13 protein-coding genes are annotated in these 17,392 nt (G+C 43.2%); 8 read left to right on the top strand and 5 right to left on the bottom strand.

Annotated features, from left to right (window positions below):
• Positions 1–15: 15 nt before the first annotated feature.
• Positions 16–1,497: a ketol-acid reductoisomerase gene (gene ilvC, locus ACVBJC_RS16925; RefSeq protein WP_447162140.1), complete on the bottom strand. Its 1,482-nt coding sequence runs from the start codon at positions 1,495–1,497 to the stop codon at positions 16–18.
• A 174-nt stretch (positions 1,498–1,671) separates the two neighbouring features.
• On the opposite strand from ilvC, the gene ilvY reads away from it, so the two are divergent.
• Complete coding sequence (ilvY, locus tag ACVBJC_RS16920; RefSeq protein WP_447162141.1) at positions 1,672–2,544, top strand: HTH-type transcriptional activator IlvY; 873 nt, start codon at positions 1,672–1,674, stop codon at positions 2,542–2,544.
• A gap of 316 nt (positions 2,545–2,860) precedes the next feature.
• Here ilvY and ACVBJC_RS16915 read toward each other — a convergent pair whose 3' ends face one another.
• Together ACVBJC_RS16915 and ACVBJC_RS16910 are read right to left on the bottom strand one after the other, a co-directional pair.
• Entirely contained in the window at positions 2,861–3,796 is a 936-nt protein-coding gene (locus ACVBJC_RS16915; RefSeq protein ID WP_447162155.1) for a LysR family transcriptional regulator, read from the bottom strand.
• Between the two features lie 312 nt (positions 3,797–4,108).
• Entirely contained in the window at positions 4,109–5,296 is a 1,188-nt protein-coding gene (locus ACVBJC_RS16910; protein WP_447162142.1) for a DUF5666 domain-containing protein, read from the bottom strand.
• Positions 5,297–5,389: 93 nt separating this feature from the next.
• On the opposite strand from ACVBJC_RS16910, the gene ACVBJC_RS16905 reads away from it, so the two are divergent.
• Positions 5,390–6,058: a response regulator transcription factor gene (locus tag ACVBJC_RS16905; RefSeq protein ID WP_447162143.1), complete on the top strand. Its 669-nt coding sequence runs from the start codon at positions 5,390–5,392 to the stop codon at positions 6,056–6,058.
• A complete protein-coding gene (locus ACVBJC_RS16900; protein ID WP_447162144.1) occupies positions 6,030–7,286 on the top strand; it encodes a sensor histidine kinase in 1,257 nt (418 codons plus the stop codon). Before ACVBJC_RS16905 ends, ACVBJC_RS16900 begins: the two co-directional genes overlap by 29 nt.
• A 453-nt stretch (positions 7,287–7,739) precedes the next feature.
• On the opposite strand, the gene ACVBJC_RS16895 is transcribed toward ACVBJC_RS16900, so the two are convergent.
• Positions 7,740–8,600 (bottom strand): DNA adenine methylase, encoded by an 861-nt coding sequence (locus tag ACVBJC_RS16895; RefSeq protein ID WP_447162145.1) that lies wholly within the window; start codon positions 8,598–8,600, stop codon positions 7,740–7,742.
• A 63-nt stretch (positions 8,601–8,663) separates the two neighbouring features.
• Entirely contained in the window at positions 8,664–10,241 is a 1,578-nt protein-coding gene (locus tag ACVBJC_RS16890; protein WP_447162146.1) for an AAA family ATPase, read from the bottom strand.
• 661 nt (positions 10,242–10,902) lie between these two features.
• Between ACVBJC_RS16890 and ACVBJC_RS16885 the strand changes: the two genes are divergently transcribed.
• The 5 genes from ACVBJC_RS16885 (at position 10,903) to ACVBJC_RS16865 (ending at position 17,164) form a co-directional block, all read left to right on the top strand.
• Complete coding sequence (locus ACVBJC_RS16885; protein ID WP_447162147.1) at positions 10,903–12,423, top strand: YifB family Mg chelatase-like AAA ATPase; 1,521 nt, start codon at positions 10,903–10,905, stop codon at positions 12,421–12,423.
• Positions 12,424–12,844: 421 nt separating this feature from the next.
• Entirely contained in the window at positions 12,845–14,368 is a 1,524-nt protein-coding gene (locus ACVBJC_RS16880; protein ID WP_447162148.1) for an EAL domain-containing protein, read from the top strand.
• Positions 14,369–14,578: 210 nt separating this feature from the next.
• The gene (locus tag ACVBJC_RS16875; protein ID WP_447162149.1) at positions 14,579–15,484 is read left to right on the top strand and encodes an acyltransferase; all 906 of its coding nucleotides are present in this window, start codon (positions 14,579–14,581) and stop codon (positions 15,482–15,484) included.
• 7 nt (positions 15,485–15,491) lie between these two features.
• Positions 15,492–16,430: an acyltransferase gene (locus ACVBJC_RS16870; RefSeq protein ID WP_447162150.1), complete on the top strand. Its 939-nt coding sequence runs from the start codon at positions 15,492–15,494 to the stop codon at positions 16,428–16,430.
• A 329-nt stretch (positions 16,431–16,759) separates the two neighbouring features.
• Positions 16,760–17,164, top strand: coding sequence for a hypothetical protein (locus ACVBJC_RS16865; RefSeq protein WP_447162151.1), 405 nt, complete (start codon positions 16,760–16,762; stop codon positions 17,162–17,164).
• Positions 17,165–17,392 lie beyond the last annotated feature (228 nt).

Below are 17,392 nucleotides of genomic sequence, written 5' to 3'. Positions count from 1 at the left end.
CTTAGTAAAAAGTCATTAGCTTTCTTCTACGATACGCTTCATTTCAGTCATGTAACCGCGAAGCTCTGCACCCACTTCTTCAACTGCTGTGTAGCGAATTGCCGCGTTGACTTCAATTAAACGTACGTTATCGACGCCATTGCTGGTGTCTTGCAAACCACCACCTAGGTACTCGGCAGACATATTAGCAACGTAGTCTTTTAGCAATGGTAATGCCGCATGGTTGAATAGGTAACAGCCGTATTCAGCGGTGTCTGAAATCACCACGTTCATCTCATACAAACGCTTACGTGCAATCGTATTAGCAATCAGCGGTGTTTCGTGCAGTGACTCATAGTAAGCCGACTCTTCGATGATGCCCGCTGCAACCATGGTATCGAACGCCAATTCCACACCGGCTTTGATCATCGCAACTAAGAAAATACCTTTATCGAAATACGCTTGCTCATCGATATGTTCATCGCATGTTGGTGCATTTTCAAAACCTGTGTCGTTGGTTTCGCTACGCCACTTAAGCAAGTTCGCATCGTCGTTAGCCCAATCAGCCATCATGGTCTTAGAAAATTCACCGCCAATGATGTCGTCCATATGCTTTTCAAACAATGGCTTAAGAATAACCTTCAACTCTTCAGCCATATCAAACGCTTTGATTTTTGCAGGGTTTGATAGTCGGTCCATCATATGAGTGATGCCGCCATGCTTCAGTGCTTCAGTGGTGGTTTCCCAACCTTGCTGAATAAGCTTGGCCGCGTAACCAGGTTCGATACCGTCGGCAACCATCTTCTCGTAACCTAAGATTGCGCCCGTTTGCAGCATGCCGCACAGGATAGTTTGCTCACCCATCAGATCTGATTTCACTTCAGCGATGAAAGAAGAATGCAGTACACCAGCGCGATCGCCACCAGTTGCACTGGCATAAGCTTTCGCGATATCAAAACCTTCACCCTTAGGGTCATTCTCTGGGTGAACGGCAATCAGTGTTGGTACACCAAAGCCGCGCTTATACTCTTCGCGCACCTCAGTACCAGGGCACTTAGGAGCAACCATGATAACGGTGATATCTGGGCGAACCTGCATGCCTTCTTCAACGATGTTGAAACCGTGAGAATAAGACAGGGTTGCACCTTGCTTCATCAATGGCATCACAGTGTTAACAGCGTTAGTGTGTTGCTTGTCTGGCGTCAGATTTAACACCAAGTCCGCCTCTGGGATTAGCTCTTCGATAGTGCCAACACGGAAACCATTACCCGTCGCTTTCTGGTAAGAATCACGTTTTTCGCTAATGGCTTGCTCACGCAATGCAAAAGAGATATTTAGACCTGAGTCACGCATATTCAAGCCCTGATTAAGGCCTTGAGCGCCACAACCAAGAATAACGATGTTCCAACCCTTGATAAAGTTGCAGCCTTCGCTAAATTCACTGCGATCCATAAAGCGGCATTGAGCCAGCTGCTGTAATTGTTGACGCAAATTCAGAGAGTTAAAATAGTTAGCCATCTGATATACCACCTTGATTCTGGACAGTTAAACGGGCCGACTCGATAGCGAGTCACGCTGTGATTGAACTCACTATAGCGCAAGCATTTCATTGCTTAAAATGATATATTCGAAACATCACGTTGCATTTTTTGCAACATAAAGCTTGTCGGCACTACTAACGGAGAGATCACTTTGGATATTCGAACCATCAAGCTATACCTGCATCTTGCCGATAGTTTGCACTTTGCTAGAACAGCCCAGGCCATGCATGTGAGCCCATCGACCTTAAGCCGTGCCATGCAAAGGCTAGAAGAGGAAGTGGGGGCGCAGCTGTTTCAACGTGATAATCGCAGTGTGACGTTAACCAGTGCAGGCATAGAGTATCGACACTTTGCCGAGTTAACCTTAGATCAGTGGGCAAAGCTTAAAACTAAGATCGATCCTAAGCAGGACATACTCAGAGGTAAGCTCAATCTGTACTGCTCAGTAACAGCCGCCTATAGTCATCTCCCCGGATTACTGGATCGCTTTAGACGTGAGCACCCGCAAGTTGAGATAGCCCTCACCACTGGTGATGCCGCGAATGCGGTTAATGAAGTGCGCAACAACCGCGCCGATATCGCCATCGCCGCGCTGCCCGATCCGTTTCCCGATAATCTGCACTTTGCCAAGATTGATGATGTGCCTTTGTCTATTATCGCCCCCACCTTTAGATGCCAAGTGCAAAAGTTATTAACTGAATCATATATCCCTTGGGACAGGCTGCCCTTTATCGTGCCGGAGCATGGACCTGGGCGAAAGCGTATCGATAACTGGTTTAAGTCATTAGGCTTAATCCCCAATATCTATGCTCAGGTATCAGGACAAGAAGCGATCGCTTCTATGGTGGCGCTCGGTTGTGGAGTCAGCATTACGCCAGAGGTGGTGATCAATAACAGTCCAGTACGCGACCGTATTCAGCTGCTAACATCACCCATAGACATCCCACCCTTTGAACTAGGCTGCTGCTGTAAGAGTAAACGGCTCGATGAACCGGTAATAGCAGCCTTTCTGCAAGCGATATAACCGAGTACACCATTGATATTAGAGTCATACGCCATCAATATCTGCTCATATTGAATTAGGTTGCTGTTGTAAGAGTAAACGCTTACAACAGCAACTGATTAAGTCATGTAGGCAAGTTAAGCCCAAACCTGATTCAAAACAAAAAACTAAGGCTCCAGCACAAACGGGGTTCTTTGCGTTAACAGCCATACACCACGAAGCGCTCACTTCGTTTGCTACACAGAGGACTCGAAGAAAAGCAAAAGCTCGGCATTGCTCTTCTCCGTGCTCTTCGTGTTCTCCGTGGTTCATTCTTGTCTTTCGAAGTCTGCTGCGGCTAGTCTTTTCGATTGTCACGAACGCCATCAATAATCAGGTTACGCAGCCAGCGATGGCTTGGATCCAGATTAAAGTGTTTATGCCAAACTAACACATAGGCACCGGGCTCAACATGCACTGGCACATCGAGGCACACCAGATCATAGTTAACCATCATCTGCTGGATATACTTTCGTGGCGCGCACAAGATCAGATCGCTGTGCTCACATAGATCCATTGCGCAATTAAAGTCGGTCATGTTAACCGCGATATCACGCTGCAGATGCTCTAAACGCAGTACATCATCAAGCAACCACTGCTCCAAACCACCAAAGGCCACCTGCAGGTGACGGTATTTGAGAAAAGTCTCTAAGTTCCATGGCTCTTTTAGCGCAGGGTGATCGCGTCTTAACAAACACACTGGGTAGTCACGAATAAGCTCTGCCGCGCCTAACTCCTCCGGCAAGTTATTCATATGCAGCAAAGAACGTTTATCCCACTCACGGCAGATAATGCCCATATCAATTTCACAGCGTAATAACTGTTCCATACTAGAATGCGACCAAGTATGGCCATTAATGCTCACCTGCGGCGCTTGTTTTAGCAGCTTTGGCATAAAATAGGGGTAAGTCAGTGAGTAAGCCGTTTCAACAATATGCATTCGAAATCGACGTTGACTCTCAGCGGGCTCGAAGGTGCTAGGACGAGTAAATTGATCCAGTTTTTGCAGCACATCCCGCAGCTCAGGGGCTAATTGCAGCGCACGAGGCGTGGCCTTTAAGCCATAAGCTGTGCGTTCAAATAGTTGATCGTCGAAGGTTTCTCTCAGTTTACTCAACTGCTTACTCACCGCAGACTGACTCAAATGCAGTCTCGATGCCGCCGCAGTAACACTCTGCTCTTCAAGCAGCACTTCTAATACTCGGAGTAAATTGAAATCCAGCTGTTTCACAATCAACCTTCTAGGGATAGCCTAAGATATATCTGGCTATAATAAAGAGTTTACAAACTAACGCTATGGATATTCAGCCCAGTAACATTTTACGTGCCATCTCTGCAAATACAGGCAATTAAAAAAATGGCAATTTAAAAACAGGTGATTCACTATCCAATCGGCTTTGATAAAACGTTGGCATAAATAGCAGATACAAAAATGCCTTCCAATTAGGAAGGCATTTTCATCGGCTAATCTAGTATCAACTCTACACTAGCCTACAGGACTCTTTTCAACAGTAGCTTTCAAACAAAAGCCGAGGCAACAAAACGCTTAGTCGTTATCGTTATCAGCTTCGATTTCGCGAGCAATGTTTTTGCCGTTCATCACCACACCTTCAACTTCGATGCGTTGCTGGGTAATCGTATCAAACGTAATTCTGTCTTCATATTGCGTACTTGCATCTACGAAAACGGTAACGCCATTGATAACAAAGCTTTGGGCCACAGAATCAGTAGTTGTAGCAAAACCTTCTTGCTCAAACTCTTTCCAGTTACCCGTGTTGTCGTTACCCGTTGAGCTGTCATCATCGAACTCAACTTCGGTCGCCACTTGCTGCGTACCTTGCTTAACTGAAGTCACTTCAACTAAGGCACCTTGTTTAAGATCAGCCTTCAAGCCATCTTCAAACTTAGTCTGGTTGTTAACAACAAAACGGCCTTGGTAGTTAAGTTCAAACGCAGTTTGTTGTGCGTCAACCCAAGTCACAATACCTTCAACTTCGGTGTCGTTAGCGAGATCGCTATAGTTTTCAACTTCAACACTTGTTGCTTCAAGTGTATTAAGGTTCATTGTGCCTTCTACTTCAACCCACTGGCCATTAGCAAGCACGCCTTCAATGTTGTGAGCTGCAGTGCCAGAGTAATCAACTGTTAGTGCTGCACCAAGCTTGAAGCTTTTAGCGCTATCATCTAAACCCGATAACAGACCTTCCACTTCATAGTGGCCAACTAGGTCTTCATTTTCAAACTTAACGACAGATAACACTTTATAACCAGCATCAGCGGTTGGTAATGAAGACACCATCACCCAATCACCTAACTCAATTTCGTTAGGTAACTTGTAGGTTAACGTCATACCGTTAACATCAAATGTACCGGCAGCAGGGTCGATTGCTGTCACTTTACCGGTAATGGTTGGCTCAAGACTTACTTGAACAGCTGCCGCTTTTTGCGCAGCACCAACTTGCACCATCATATTAGGCTGCAAATCGTTAATATTTAGTTTAACGTCACCGTAAGATACGCCAGCAACATCATAGCTATAACCGTTTACAACAACTTTATTTTGCGCAGCATCGACTTTATCAATCGTGCCTTTAACCGCTGCAGGAGCCGTAACTACACCGCCGCCGTTATTATTATCGCCACCAGTGTTACCATTGTCAGAAGAGCTATCGCTTCCACCGCCACAAGCAGTTAAAATCAGAGCAATTGTTGAAACTAAAGCTATTTTTTTCATCTAAATACCCTTATTTTGTAAGATGATTATCAAATATGGCTGTATGTTAAAACTTGAACCGTGAAGCGATCGTGAAGAAAGATAAAATAATTTATGAAAGTGCTAATTGTTGATGACAGCCATAACCTAAGTGAAACAATCGCCGACTACTTGGAACTAGAGGGCATGGTGATTGACTGTGCCTATCACGGTGAAGCGGCAATCAATTTACTATCTGAAAATAGTTACGATGTGATTATTATGGATATCATGATGCCAAAACTTGATGGCATCAGCGCAGTGCGTAAATTACGCGAAGACCTATACTGCAACACACCCATTTTGTTCTTAACAGCCAAAGACAGTCTCGAGGATAAAGTCGCCGCCTTTAAAGCGGGAGGTGATGACTACTTACTCAAGCCCTTTGCCATGGAAGAGCTCAGCCTACGATTACACGCGCTTAGTAATCGCGGTCCACGCCAAGATATAGGCACACTGATGTTTGCCGACATCAAGATTAATACGCAAACAGATATTGTGACTCGCTCAGAGTTACCCATTAAGCTCAGCCGTATTCAGCTGAAGATATTAAAAGTGCTGATTAAGCGGGCACCGAGTATTGTTAGCCGGCAAGATGTGAGCGATGCGGTTTGGGGCGATGAATCCCCTCCAAGTGATGCACTGCGTAGCCACATATACGGTCTAAGAACAGCCCTTAATAAAGGCTTCGAACACTCACGATTAGAGACAATACATGGACAAGGTTACCGCCTTAAAGCATAAGCAGTTCCCTAGCATCTACCGAAAGATCCGTTGGAGTTTCGGCTTGATGACTTTTGCCATGTTCAGCTTATTTTGGTCGCTTATTTATATTGCTGAAAACCAAATTGAAAAGATCAGCCTGAATCACTGGTTAGACACAGAAGTATATCGCTATAAGCAGGACTACAAGCTTTATGGTGATAAAACCGTCCTGCCCAATACCAATGAATTCACCACCTATTGGAGTGAGCAAAACATTCCTGAATGGCTCAAAGCTTATACTTCTCCAGGTCTATATGAAAAGTTAATCGGCGAAGAAGACAAGCACTTTATTGTGACCCTGCACCCGTCGAATAGAGGGTTAATGTATGTTGTGTTTCAAGATGATGCCGATGACTATCTTGATGAGTACGAGGAGCACTTACACGATTACATTCTCATTCTAGGGCTACTTATCGGTCTATTAATGACGATATATAGTTTGTACTTTATCCGTACCCTATCCAAGCCGCTGACGATAATTGAACACAAAATCACCCAAATGGCGCCAGATGACCCCGACTTTAGCGTTGATACCCGTTTTGTCGAAACCCGCAATATCGAGCAAACACTGCTAGATAGCCGCAACGATATCAATGGCTTCTTTCAACGTGAAAAGGAGTTCAGTCACTTTGCCTCCCACGAGCTAAGAACCCCTATCACTGTGATAAAAGGTTCAGCCGAACTCTTGGCAAAAATCCCCGACCAGCACCCACTGGCCGTCAATGCGGTAAAGCGTCTACAGCGAGCCAGTGACGAGATGCAGGTACTCACCGACACCTTTCTACTTTTGGGTAAAGAGTCGATTAGCCAACGTTACTATGCCGATGTCAGCCTAGAGGACGCGCTACGTAAACAGCTGCTCGAGATGAAAGAGTTATTTGCCAGACAAGATACTTGTTACGACTTAAGTGTAAACGACGCCGAACTCATCCATGCACCACAGAGCTTTATTGCCATCGTGCTTAACAATGTCATTAAGAATGCTTTTAGTTACAGCGTTGGCGATATCGAGATAGTGCTCACAGGACATACGTTAACGATTACCAATCGCCATGAAGGTAATGAAACTTACAATGCCGGCTACGGTGTTGGATTGGTTATTGTCGAGCGCATCTGTGAACGCATGGGGTGGGATTATCAGCCTCAAGATAATGGGGTTGAGTTTTGCACAACGTTGGTGTTTTCTGCCAAAGGGGATGCCCTTTAGCAATTCCCTTTTTGGTGGTTGGTTTGGCTATGGGGTTAACTGTTCAGGTTTAGAACCTGTTAGCTCAGTAGCTAGCTGACACATCAAAGTAATCTTCCCACATTGGTGGTTCCAATGGCCTGCGGCCAGCGTATGTGCAGAGGTTAAGGGTTCCATTTGCGTGAAACTAACGCAGGCTTTCAAGCTAAAGCATGCGAACCTTTGGCTTCATCGCCATTTGACGCTATGTAACAACTTCCCGCATAAGTGGTTCCAATGGCCTGCGGCCAGCGCATGTGCAGATATGACTGAGACACGCTGCAAGCACATCCGTGTGAGCTCTACGATGGCATCCATGCCATCAAAGGCCTCAGACATATCTACACCAAGTTAGAAAAGCGGAGTCGTTTGGTTCAAGAGTCACGCCTAAAGAGCTAAGGATTATAAATTATACTCTACCCAAATTACTTACATCTAAATTGCTAATTTCGAAATATTAACTTCTGAACCAATGGTTATCTCATCACTAACAACAAGCAATTCAGTGCCTTTTCGCTTAGAACCAGCACTATAGTTAAGATTAAATAGATATTGATTTTTAGTTGGATAAAGTGATTTTATTTCAGATGCATTATCGTATGTAAGTATCCACTTTGTTTCTAACTTTGATATTTTACTTGCAAGTTCCACATGATCGCCATGTTTATAGAAGTTTGCATACAAAGTATGACCTTTCTTATAGTAAGGTGGATCAATACAGTAGAATCCGTCTTTAGCTAGCAAGCCATCCGTTGCCTCAAAAAAATCTAAAGCATCCAAGTTATAAAGGAAAATCCTATCCTTAAAATCTTGAATTCTCTCGATTCTTTCAACTAATCCCTTTTTCCCAAACCGACAATCTATTTTATACTTTCCATCTTGCGCAGCACCACCAATAAAGCCAGCTTTTATTATTCCAGAACGATTTGTACGGTTAAGAAATAGCGTAGAAAACCCGCGATCCAATGTGCTATATTCATCTGGTGTACTATAAATACACCGCTGTTTTTTCCACTCGTCTACAGTAACAGGCGTGTCTAAGATTTTTTTTATCAGCTTATCAGGCGCCTCTAAAACTGAATGCCAAAAACTCCAGATTGAAGAATCGTAATCATTAAGATAAATCTTATCTACATGGCCTTTTAGAAGTAAATTTAGTGCAAGTCCGCACCCTCCAGCATAAGGCTCTGCATATGAGCAACCAGATAAATTATTGGTGTGAATAATTTCAGAGACCATCTTTAGCACTGAAGATTTACCACCCGGATATCTTAAAGGAGAAGGAGTTGAAGGCATTTTTTACCGCAAAATATTTAAAGTCAGCATGCATTATACCTATTGAAATTTTTTATGGCCACTCTATGCTTGAATCCCGTATTCTTTTGCTACCAATTTGTATAACTTTTCAAAAGAGTTTAAGAAGTCTTGTTTTGCTTCAGGGTTGTCAGCAAACCACTTTTTAAACACCTTACTAGCATTTCTTGATCCCCAAGCACCTGTATTTTTTTGTTCGTTATACCATTCTTTAGCCTTTACTCTATCAGACTTAATCACATCTAATGGATAGTTTAAAAAGCAAAGCTGTTTTGTATAAGTCATAACAGAACTAGTAGGGGTCCAAAAACTATCTGTATCGTCTAATTCACTCAGGTATTCCGCAAGTACGGTTTCAGGATTAACGGTTCCAGGAAGTAACACAATATTTTTAGTTAGTTTTTTGTTAAGATACCGTTTATAGGCTTTTGTCTCAATAACATCACCGTCCAAAATTATGATTGAAGACGGAAATAAAAATGAATCAACTTTACGCTCGATCAAGTCTAAAAATTGACTACACCCAATTTTACAATCCTTAAACTCAATATGCTGAAACTTATTTCCTAATGCTGCCTTTGCGAAGTCAATGGCCTCAGGATCTTCAGTATAAATTGGAATTTTAGGTATTTGCTTAGAACCTAAAGAAACGTTTAGGTTATTTTTCATTGCCGCATAAGGAAGATTAATATCAGCTACGATGTTTGAATTCACCCTACGAAGGAAGATATTAGTTGCTTGATTTTTACGCTTTGGGTCATTAACTAACTTATCCACCTCTTTTATCATTGTTAAAGAGTGAGTTGTTGCAATAAATTGAATATCAAAGTTTGCAGCAAACTTGAATAAATTTTGCATCAATTTAATCTGAGAACCAGGATAAAGTGTGGAATCAATTTCATCAATTGCTATGATTCCTCCTTGATAATCATTAGGGTAATTATTTTTTAAACGCCTAAAAGACAGTATAGCAAGAAGTATTTTACCTATATTATCTTGACCTGCTGAGTTAGTTTTCCAGTCATAACTTTCACAAGAGACTCCAGCTGTATTCTTGTGCGAACTAGCTAGAGCATCGATCGACTTAATATTGTCGGTGCTAATGAGTATATCTCGATATGCTTTTTCAAAGAGCTCTCTTTCTTTAACATCTAATGTAATTTTAGAGTCTTGTGAAAGACTTTTATCCTCACCAATAGGAATCAGTCTTTTTAAACTTAGATATATGACTGGTAACTGAAAATAACCATCTCCTTTTCCGCGTTTTCCTTTTTGCCAAAAGCGAATTGCTCCACTAGTGCGATCCCTTGTCATGCTTTCCATAACAAAAGGTTCTTCTTGTAGTGATAACTTCAACGTCCATTCATGTTCTTTAGCTTTATCAAATTTATCGGAGAGTTTAAATTTATCTGCAAACATTGAACGATAAGTCCCACCACATAAAGGCTTTTCACCTTTAAGAGGAGAATCCTTACCAATTGTAAATGCTTGAGTTAATATTCCTAAGACCGTAGTTTTTTGAGTACCATTTTGTCCAGCAATTAAAGTTAACAGCTTCCCTAACGGAAACTCTACATTGTCAAAAGCTCTAAATTTTCTAACATGCAAATGCTCAATAATCATAATTACTTTTCATAATGCTCATACAATCCAATAATCTTCATATAATCACATATTTATAATTAAAAATCATTTAATTATCTCACTAAAAAAACCTAGCTAAAGCAATGTGCTCTACGATAAATACCAGCAAAGCTAATCATTCTCCCGCCGTTATCAGTTGCGCCTCTCCCTACAGGAAACACCGGTTCCCCATCGAAGTTGCCGAAGTGCGTTGGAATAAATTGCGTGATGCCGACAGGGATGTCGGCGTAGCTTTCGCGGGGCAGGATGCCCCATCGGAAGCGTTAGCAATTTATCCATAAGCATGAGGTTCAACAACTTCGTCGGGGCGCTGGGGGTTTGTTAAGGGGGACAAGCGCTTTCCCCCTTGGCTCGGGTGTGGGCGAAGCGCCACGACGTTAATTGTTAGACGCAGTCTAACGTAAGCTCAAGCGCAGCTTGGTACTCTTATTGTGGGATGGAATCCCACGACTTTAGTTGTTAGACGAAGTCTAACTTAGAGGTCAGGCGCAGCCTGATGCATTACCAATGTGGAGCGAAGCACCACGACCCTTTATCAAACGAAGTTTGATTGCTAACAACAAGTCACCGTTTGCTACGTTAAGCAAACCCCAAAACTTTAGCTAAACTAAAACAATCCATAAAACAAAAGGATTTGTTTATGCCCATCGCCTGTGTTGCCACCCGCGCTAGCCTCGGTGTCCAAGCCCCTGCAGTACAAGTCGAAGTCCACCTTAGCAACGGACTACCAGCATTTAGCCTCGTCGGACTGCCCGAAGCTTCAGTCAAAGAGGCCAAAGAACGAGTGCGTAGCGCACTTATCAACGCCGGCTTTGAATTCCCCATGCGCCGCATCACCGTTAACTTAGCCCCTGCGGATCTACCCAAACATGGCGGCCGCTACGATCTGCCTATCGCTATCGGCATACTCGCCGCCTCAAAACAAATTCCACTCAAATCTATCGAGCAACATGAGTTTGTCGGTGAACTGGCGCTCTCTGGCCATGTTCGCTATTGCCAAGGCTTGCTGCCTGTCATCGTCGATGCCAGCAAACAAAACACCACCTTAGTTCTTCCCGTTGATAACCGTGAGGATGCCGAACTTGTCGGCTTTGAAAAGGTGCTATTTGCTACACATTTGCAGTCACTCGTCGCCTACCTGCACGGCCAATCACAACTGCCCAGTATCGACCTTAACCTTGAATGGCTGACACAAGATAAAACTGAACCGCTATCTTGTATGAGTGAAGTTGTTGGTCAACATCAAGCAAAGCAAGCGCTTGAAATCGCAGCGGCGGGCAATCATAACTTATTGATGCTGGGGCCACCTGGCACAGGTAAAACCATGCTTGCCAGTCGCATGATGCAGCTGCTGCCGCACTTAGCGTATAACGAGGCCTTAGAGGTCGCTGCGATTCACTCTGTTGCAGGGCATAATATTAAGCCTGATAGCTTTTATCAACGTCCCTTTAGAAGCCCACACCACACCTGCTCAGCTATCTCTTTGGTCGGCGGTGGTGCTCAGCCCAAACCCGGTGAGATTTCGTTAGCTCATCGAGGCGTGCTCTTTCTTGATGAGGTGGCGGAGTTTCCAAGAAAAGTGCTCGATTGTTTGCGTGAACCAATGGAGACAGGTGAGGTGAGTATTTCGAGAGCTGCGGCAAAATTGACCTTTGCCAGTCGATTTCAGTTAATTGCCGCGATGAACCCTAGCCCTTGCGGTGATAGCGACAATGGCAGATCCAGTAATGAACAGATCCTGCGTTACCTTTCTAAGTTATCTGGCCCATTTATCGACCGCTTCGACTTAACCATAGACGTGCCTAAGCTGCCCTTAGGTGCACTCAATAGCCAAAACAGCCAGGCAGAAACCAGTGCCACGATAGCTAAACGCGTACAACAAGCCCGCGAGACGCAACTCGCTCGCTCGGGGGTACTTAACAGTGAGCTGTCGGGTAAACAGCTAAAACAAGATGCTAACTTTGATGATAAAGACCTGATTTTTTTGGAGCAAAGCGTCAATCAGCTCGGCTTATCGGTACGTAGCTACCATCGTTTACAACGTGTTGCCCGTACTATTGCCGATTTACAGCAGGAAGTTAACGTAAGCCGCTCTCACATAGCGCAAGCCTTAGGGTATCGCGCCATGGATAGGTTACTGGCCTCATTATCGAGGCAATAACCACTAAATATTAGTTGCTGTAAACTTTGTCGGTTTAATAGGTTGAAATCCGCCCCTTAACCTTTTACTGCAATTTGTTGCAGTGCTGCTATGAATAAGTCGCCACATACATTTAAGCTGTGCTTTTGAAATACGAAAGTTAACTAACAAGCACTTAAGTTAGGGTTACATAAAAATCTGTTATTATTTGCACAAATCAGTTGTATCAAACCCCAGATTCCAGTAAATTCCGCCAGCTTCGTTAACGCGATGATATTGAAGTCGCAAACATTTGCCTACTTAGATCATATCTAACAGCTTTTTTATAGCATTCACGCCAACAAGAGTAACGTTCAGAACCGAATGAGGTAGAGATAAGTTTATCTGCCACCCCGGTAAACTCACTATTACCATCATTTTTAAGATATTAATGACCCATAACATGCCAAGTAAATTCAAATATAACAGTCAATATGCCGTTAAATCCCTTGCTGCGGGGCTCATTTTGATCGCATTGCTGGCAACGTCTCTTGGTTTAAGCCATTACCAACTCACTCGCCAGCTTACCGCAGTGGCCGTACAACTGGATAATGAGTATCAAACACGCTTGCTCGCTGCAAAAACGCAGATGAAAGAAGTGCAAGCGATGCTCAATAAAGAGCAAGAAACACACTGCTCTGAAGCAACCATAAATTCGCTGAAACAGAAGCTGTTCGAACAAAGTGATCAACCTGTTCCCTGGGTTAAGTTTAACGATGAAACACTTATTTGCTCGGCGATTGGCCGCTGGCCAGTTCCTAAAGGAAGTCGGTTATTAAGCCGCGATATAGACGGCCACGCCCTGTTTGATGGCGAGGACAACCGTACCTTTAACAGACAAAAAACCATTTATGCCAGCGCGGCAAGCAGCACTGCTCATATATTTGTGCCAGTACAATCGGCTGATGCTATCAATACTATTTTAACTAACTGCAAGATATGCGGTGGCATCGATATCAAGGTTAATGGCCATGATTGGGTAAGCCGTAATACCGATTGCAACCCGTTTGCCAGTATCGAATATCAAGCCAAAGACTCTGAGTTTAAGTACACCTTAATCGCCAATGAAACCGCTAGAAATCACTTATGGTTGATCATATTCCTGTTATTACTCATTCCAACCTCGCTGTTAGCGGGGATCCTCTACCTCTTTCGCGAACGCATATTTAAATTATATTGGCACCGTCGCTTTGTGTCTGCGTCGAATCAAGGCGATTTTTACCTTGCCTATCAGCCGATTATTGATACTAACAATGGACGTGTTTTTGGTGTGGAAACCCTATTAAGGTGGCGCACAAAAGGCACTAAACATCGAGAGACCAGCAGTTATATATCTATGTTAGAGCAAGACTCGATAATGCCAAAACTGACGCAATGGATGATAAAAACGGCTCTCAGTGAATTAAAATCGTTACTGAAAAGTAATCAGATCGCTAGATGCAGTATCAATATTAGCGCCAAGCAAATAGAGCAAGGCCGGGTACTCTCTTACCTGCAACAGTTAGCCAATAATGGTTACCCGGTTGATCAGTTATGCTTTGAGTTAACAGAGCGTCAGCCTATCGAATCCTGGCAGGCGATGCGTGAATTTATCGCTGGCTGCAAACAGTTAGGCTGTCGGATTAAGTTAGATGACGTGGGCATAGGCTACGGCGGCGGTATACTTCTTCAACAATTGGAGTTCGATTGCCTAAAGATTAATAAGGCCTTCACCAAGATACTCTCGAGTGAAAATAATCAACCGTTTTTGATCCGCTCCTATGTCGCCATCGCCAAAGAGATGAATATTGCTCTTATCGCTGAAGGAGTTGAAACCCAGGATCAAGCCGAGCAACTTAAGAAGCTCGGGATTCATTTGCATCAAGGCTGGCTCTACTCAAAAGCCTTACCTGCAACGGAACTCAGATCTTACCTTCTCAATCATTAATATAAAAATCTAAGCCCTGGCATTGCCGGGGCTTAACCTTTACTGGTGACGACTTTTCATAAACAAGCATCACTCATGCTGACAATTAATCACAAACGTCCCCTAAATACTAATAGACTGCACCGTTAATCGTCGAAATTTAACATCTAGATTGAGACCAAACCTGACAACGAGTACTATAAGTCTCCAATTTTTTTCTTGAGGTTGTTAATGGGCGCGATAGTGTCACGCATTAGAGGAAGCTTTGCCTTCTTGTGTTATTTTATTAACACGTTATTTTGGGTTACCCCAATTTTTATTATGAGCATTTTTAAGCTCATTCCTTTAAATGTGACTCGCAAGGGCTGCACCTATTTCCTCGATTTTTGTGCCAGCGCCTGGATCAGCGTCAATGGCTTTATCGAAAACCGACTGCATCCGATCAAACTCACGATTGAAGGTGATAGCGAGCTGTCTACCAAAGAGTGGTATATGGTTATCGCTAACCACCAGTCTTGGGTAGATATCCTCATCTTGCAGCGAATTTTTAACCGTAAAATCCCCTTTTTGAAGTTTTTCTTAAAACAAGAATTGATCTTTGTACCTGTACTGGGGCTCGCCTGGTGGGCGCTGGACTTTCCATTTATGCGTCGTTATAGCAACGCACAATTAAAGAAAAACCCTAAATTACGTGGCAAAGATATCGAGATCACGCGTAAGGCCTGCGCCAAGTTCAAAAGCAAACCTGTCAGCGTAATGAACTTTGTTGAGGGTACCCGTTTCCATCCTAGTAAGCACAACAAACAGAACTCACCTTTTGCTCACCTGCTTAAGCCTAAAGCTGGCGGAATGGCTTTTGCCCTTTCAGCAATGGGCGAGCATATTGATAAATTAGTCGACGTTTCTATCTATTACCCCGGCAAGGTGCCAACCTACTGGGAGTACATTAGTGGCCAAGTCAAAGAAGTTAGAGTTCATATCACGGTTAATAATATTAGCGATGAACTGCGCGGTGATTATATCAAGGACCGTCAATTTAAAATTCAATTCCAGCAAGAGTTAAACCTTATCTGGCAGCAGAAAGATCAGGTTCTAGCCCAATTAGCACAAGCAGAAAACACCCGAGAAGAGGCATAAGAGCAAGATGTTAAACTTTTTACCTGCACCCATCTTATATTTTATAAGTACCCTGTTATTGATCATTAATACAGCTTTTTGGGCATCACTTATCAGCATAGGTGGCATCATTAAGCTGCTACTGCCTTTTACCGCTGCTCGTAACGGTTTAACCCATATCATGAATCGCTTCATGTGGGCCTGGGCTACCTGTAATGGAGGGATTTTATATCTACTCGCCGACATTGAATGGGATGTAGAAGGGCTAGAGAATCTCGACAAAAAGAGTTGGTATCTGCTGATCAGTAACCACCTCAGTGGTTTTGATATTGCTGCGCAAACTTATGTGTTACGTAACCATATTCCCATGCTCAAGTTTTTCCTTAAAAAAGAGCTTATGTATGTGCCGTGCTTAGGCTTGGGTTGCTGGGCACTGGATATGCCCTTTATGAGCCGTACTAGCCCGGCTAAGTTAAAGAAAAATCCTAAGCTCAAGGGTAAGGATTTAGCCTCTACTCGCAAAGCCTGTGAAAAGTTTAAAACCATGCCCACGTCTATCATCAACTATGTTGAAGGCAGCCGTTTTACAGAAGAGAAGCATACACGCCAAGATTCGCCTTACCGCTATCTATTACGCCCCAAAGCAGGCGGGATTGCTTTTGCCCTTTCGGCAATGGGCGAGCAGTTCACCAATGTCCTCGACGTGACGGTTCTTTACCCCGAAGTATTTAAAAAAGATGCCTTATATGAAGTAATGCATGGCCGCATGAAGAAAATTGTCGTGCGCGTAAAAGTACTACCTGTGCCTGAAGTGGATAATAAGCGTTATTTTTCTGAAGCTTCTTACCGCGTCGACTTTCAACGCTGGCTCAATGAACTTTGGGAAAGGAAAGATGAAGAGATCCACCAATTGATGCTTAAGCATAATAGCTCTAGCGAACATATTGTTGTTAAGCCTAAACAATAACTATCATTTTCTGCCCATCAATAATCAGGCCGCATTTTAAATGCGGCCTTTTCTTTATTTTGAAATCAATTGCAAGTCACAAAAACGTCAATAATACCAATGCAATATACTCATAAACCAATAAAAACGATATCGCTATAATTGAGCGTAAAAATAGTATGTTCCTCTACCCAGATAGATATACTCCCTTCCTATTCAAACCAATTAACAATATTGCCCTATAAAGCCCTAATGAAAAATAGTCACGGTCAAATTATTGACTGGATTTATAGCCAATAACTGGATAAGTTAACCTCGACTTTAAACATTGATGCAACAAGAGAAACCAAATGTATCACAAGAATCATTTAGCCAGTGTGTTGTTCATTTTCTTATCCGTTTTGGTAAATACCGCCTGCGCCACTCAAGGCGTAGATCAAAGTCGCCAACAAATTATTGAGCTCAGTGGTAGTGATATGGCCCGCTACTGGGTAACAAGAGACAAGCTTATTGATTGGCAGCAACTACTCCCAACAGACACTCATATCAACACTGGCAAACATAAAGCAGTTTATGAGGTATCGTTTGTAGTCAATACTCACGGACAGATGAGTCAAGTCACCATGAAAAATACTGCCAATGGCACTAGGGTTCCTGCTGAGTTATTGGTCGGTGTAGACGACTATCAATTTTTTGCCACGGCATACAACATCACTCGCCAGGCTGTAAAAGTAAATGCCACGGTAGAGCTGTAAATTTACTGCTGTCGCCAAATAATATGGTGGCTATTGTAGTCTTATGCTAATCAGTGCAATACCAATTTGTACAAGCCCAATCTGTATAAGACTGATTTGTATAAGACTAATGAGTATTGCTTTAAAAATAACAAAAAAGGCTCCTATCTAGGAGTAATGCCGATCATTTAGCAGTTTATTGATCGGTTGACCGATCTTTATAAGATGGCAAAATCCGAGTGTTTTTAA

This window comes from Shewanella sp. 0m-6, from assembly GCF_052977325.1.
Note: the sequence above shows the minus strand (reverse complement) of the source record. Positions and strands in the feature narration are given on the sequence as shown.

Excerpts from the sequence above, each read along its gene's own strand:
- ilvC (WP_447162140.1), bottom strand. The coding sequence starts at position 1,497 with ATGGCTAACTATTTTAACTCTCTGAATTTGCGTCAACAATTACAGCAG.
- ACVBJC_RS16910 (WP_447162142.1), bottom strand. The coding sequence starts at position 5,296 with ATGAAAAAAATAGCTTTAGTTTCAACAATTGCTCTGATTTTAACTGCT.
- ACVBJC_RS16905 (WP_447162143.1), top strand. The coding sequence starts at position 5,390 with ATGAAAGTGCTAATTGTTGATGACAGCCATAACCTAAGTGAAACAATC.
- ACVBJC_RS16900 (WP_447162144.1), top strand. The coding sequence starts at position 6,030 with ATGGACAAGGTTACCGCCTTAAAGCATAAGCAGTTCCCTAGCATCTAC.
- ACVBJC_RS16895 (WP_447162145.1), bottom strand. The coding sequence starts at position 8,600 with ATGCCTTCAACTCCTTCTCCTTTAAGATATCCGGGTGGTAAATCTTCA.
- ACVBJC_RS16890 (WP_447162146.1), bottom strand. The coding sequence starts at position 10,241 with ATGATTATTGAGCATTTGCATGTTAGAAAATTTAGAGCTTTTGACAAT.
- ACVBJC_RS16885 (WP_447162147.1), top strand. The coding sequence starts at position 10,903 with ATGCCCATCGCCTGTGTTGCCACCCGCGCTAGCCTCGGTGTCCAAGCC.
- ACVBJC_RS16880 (WP_447162148.1), top strand. The coding sequence starts at position 12,845 with ATGCCAAGTAAATTCAAATATAACAGTCAATATGCCGTTAAATCCCTT.
- ACVBJC_RS16875 (WP_447162149.1), top strand. The coding sequence starts at position 14,579 with ATGGGCGCGATAGTGTCACGCATTAGAGGAAGCTTTGCCTTCTTGTGT.
- ACVBJC_RS16870 (WP_447162150.1), top strand. The coding sequence starts at position 15,492 with ATGTTAAACTTTTTACCTGCACCCATCTTATATTTTATAAGTACCCTG.
- ACVBJC_RS16865 (WP_447162151.1), top strand. The coding sequence starts at position 16,760 with ATGTATCACAAGAATCATTTAGCCAGTGTGTTGTTCATTTTCTTATCC.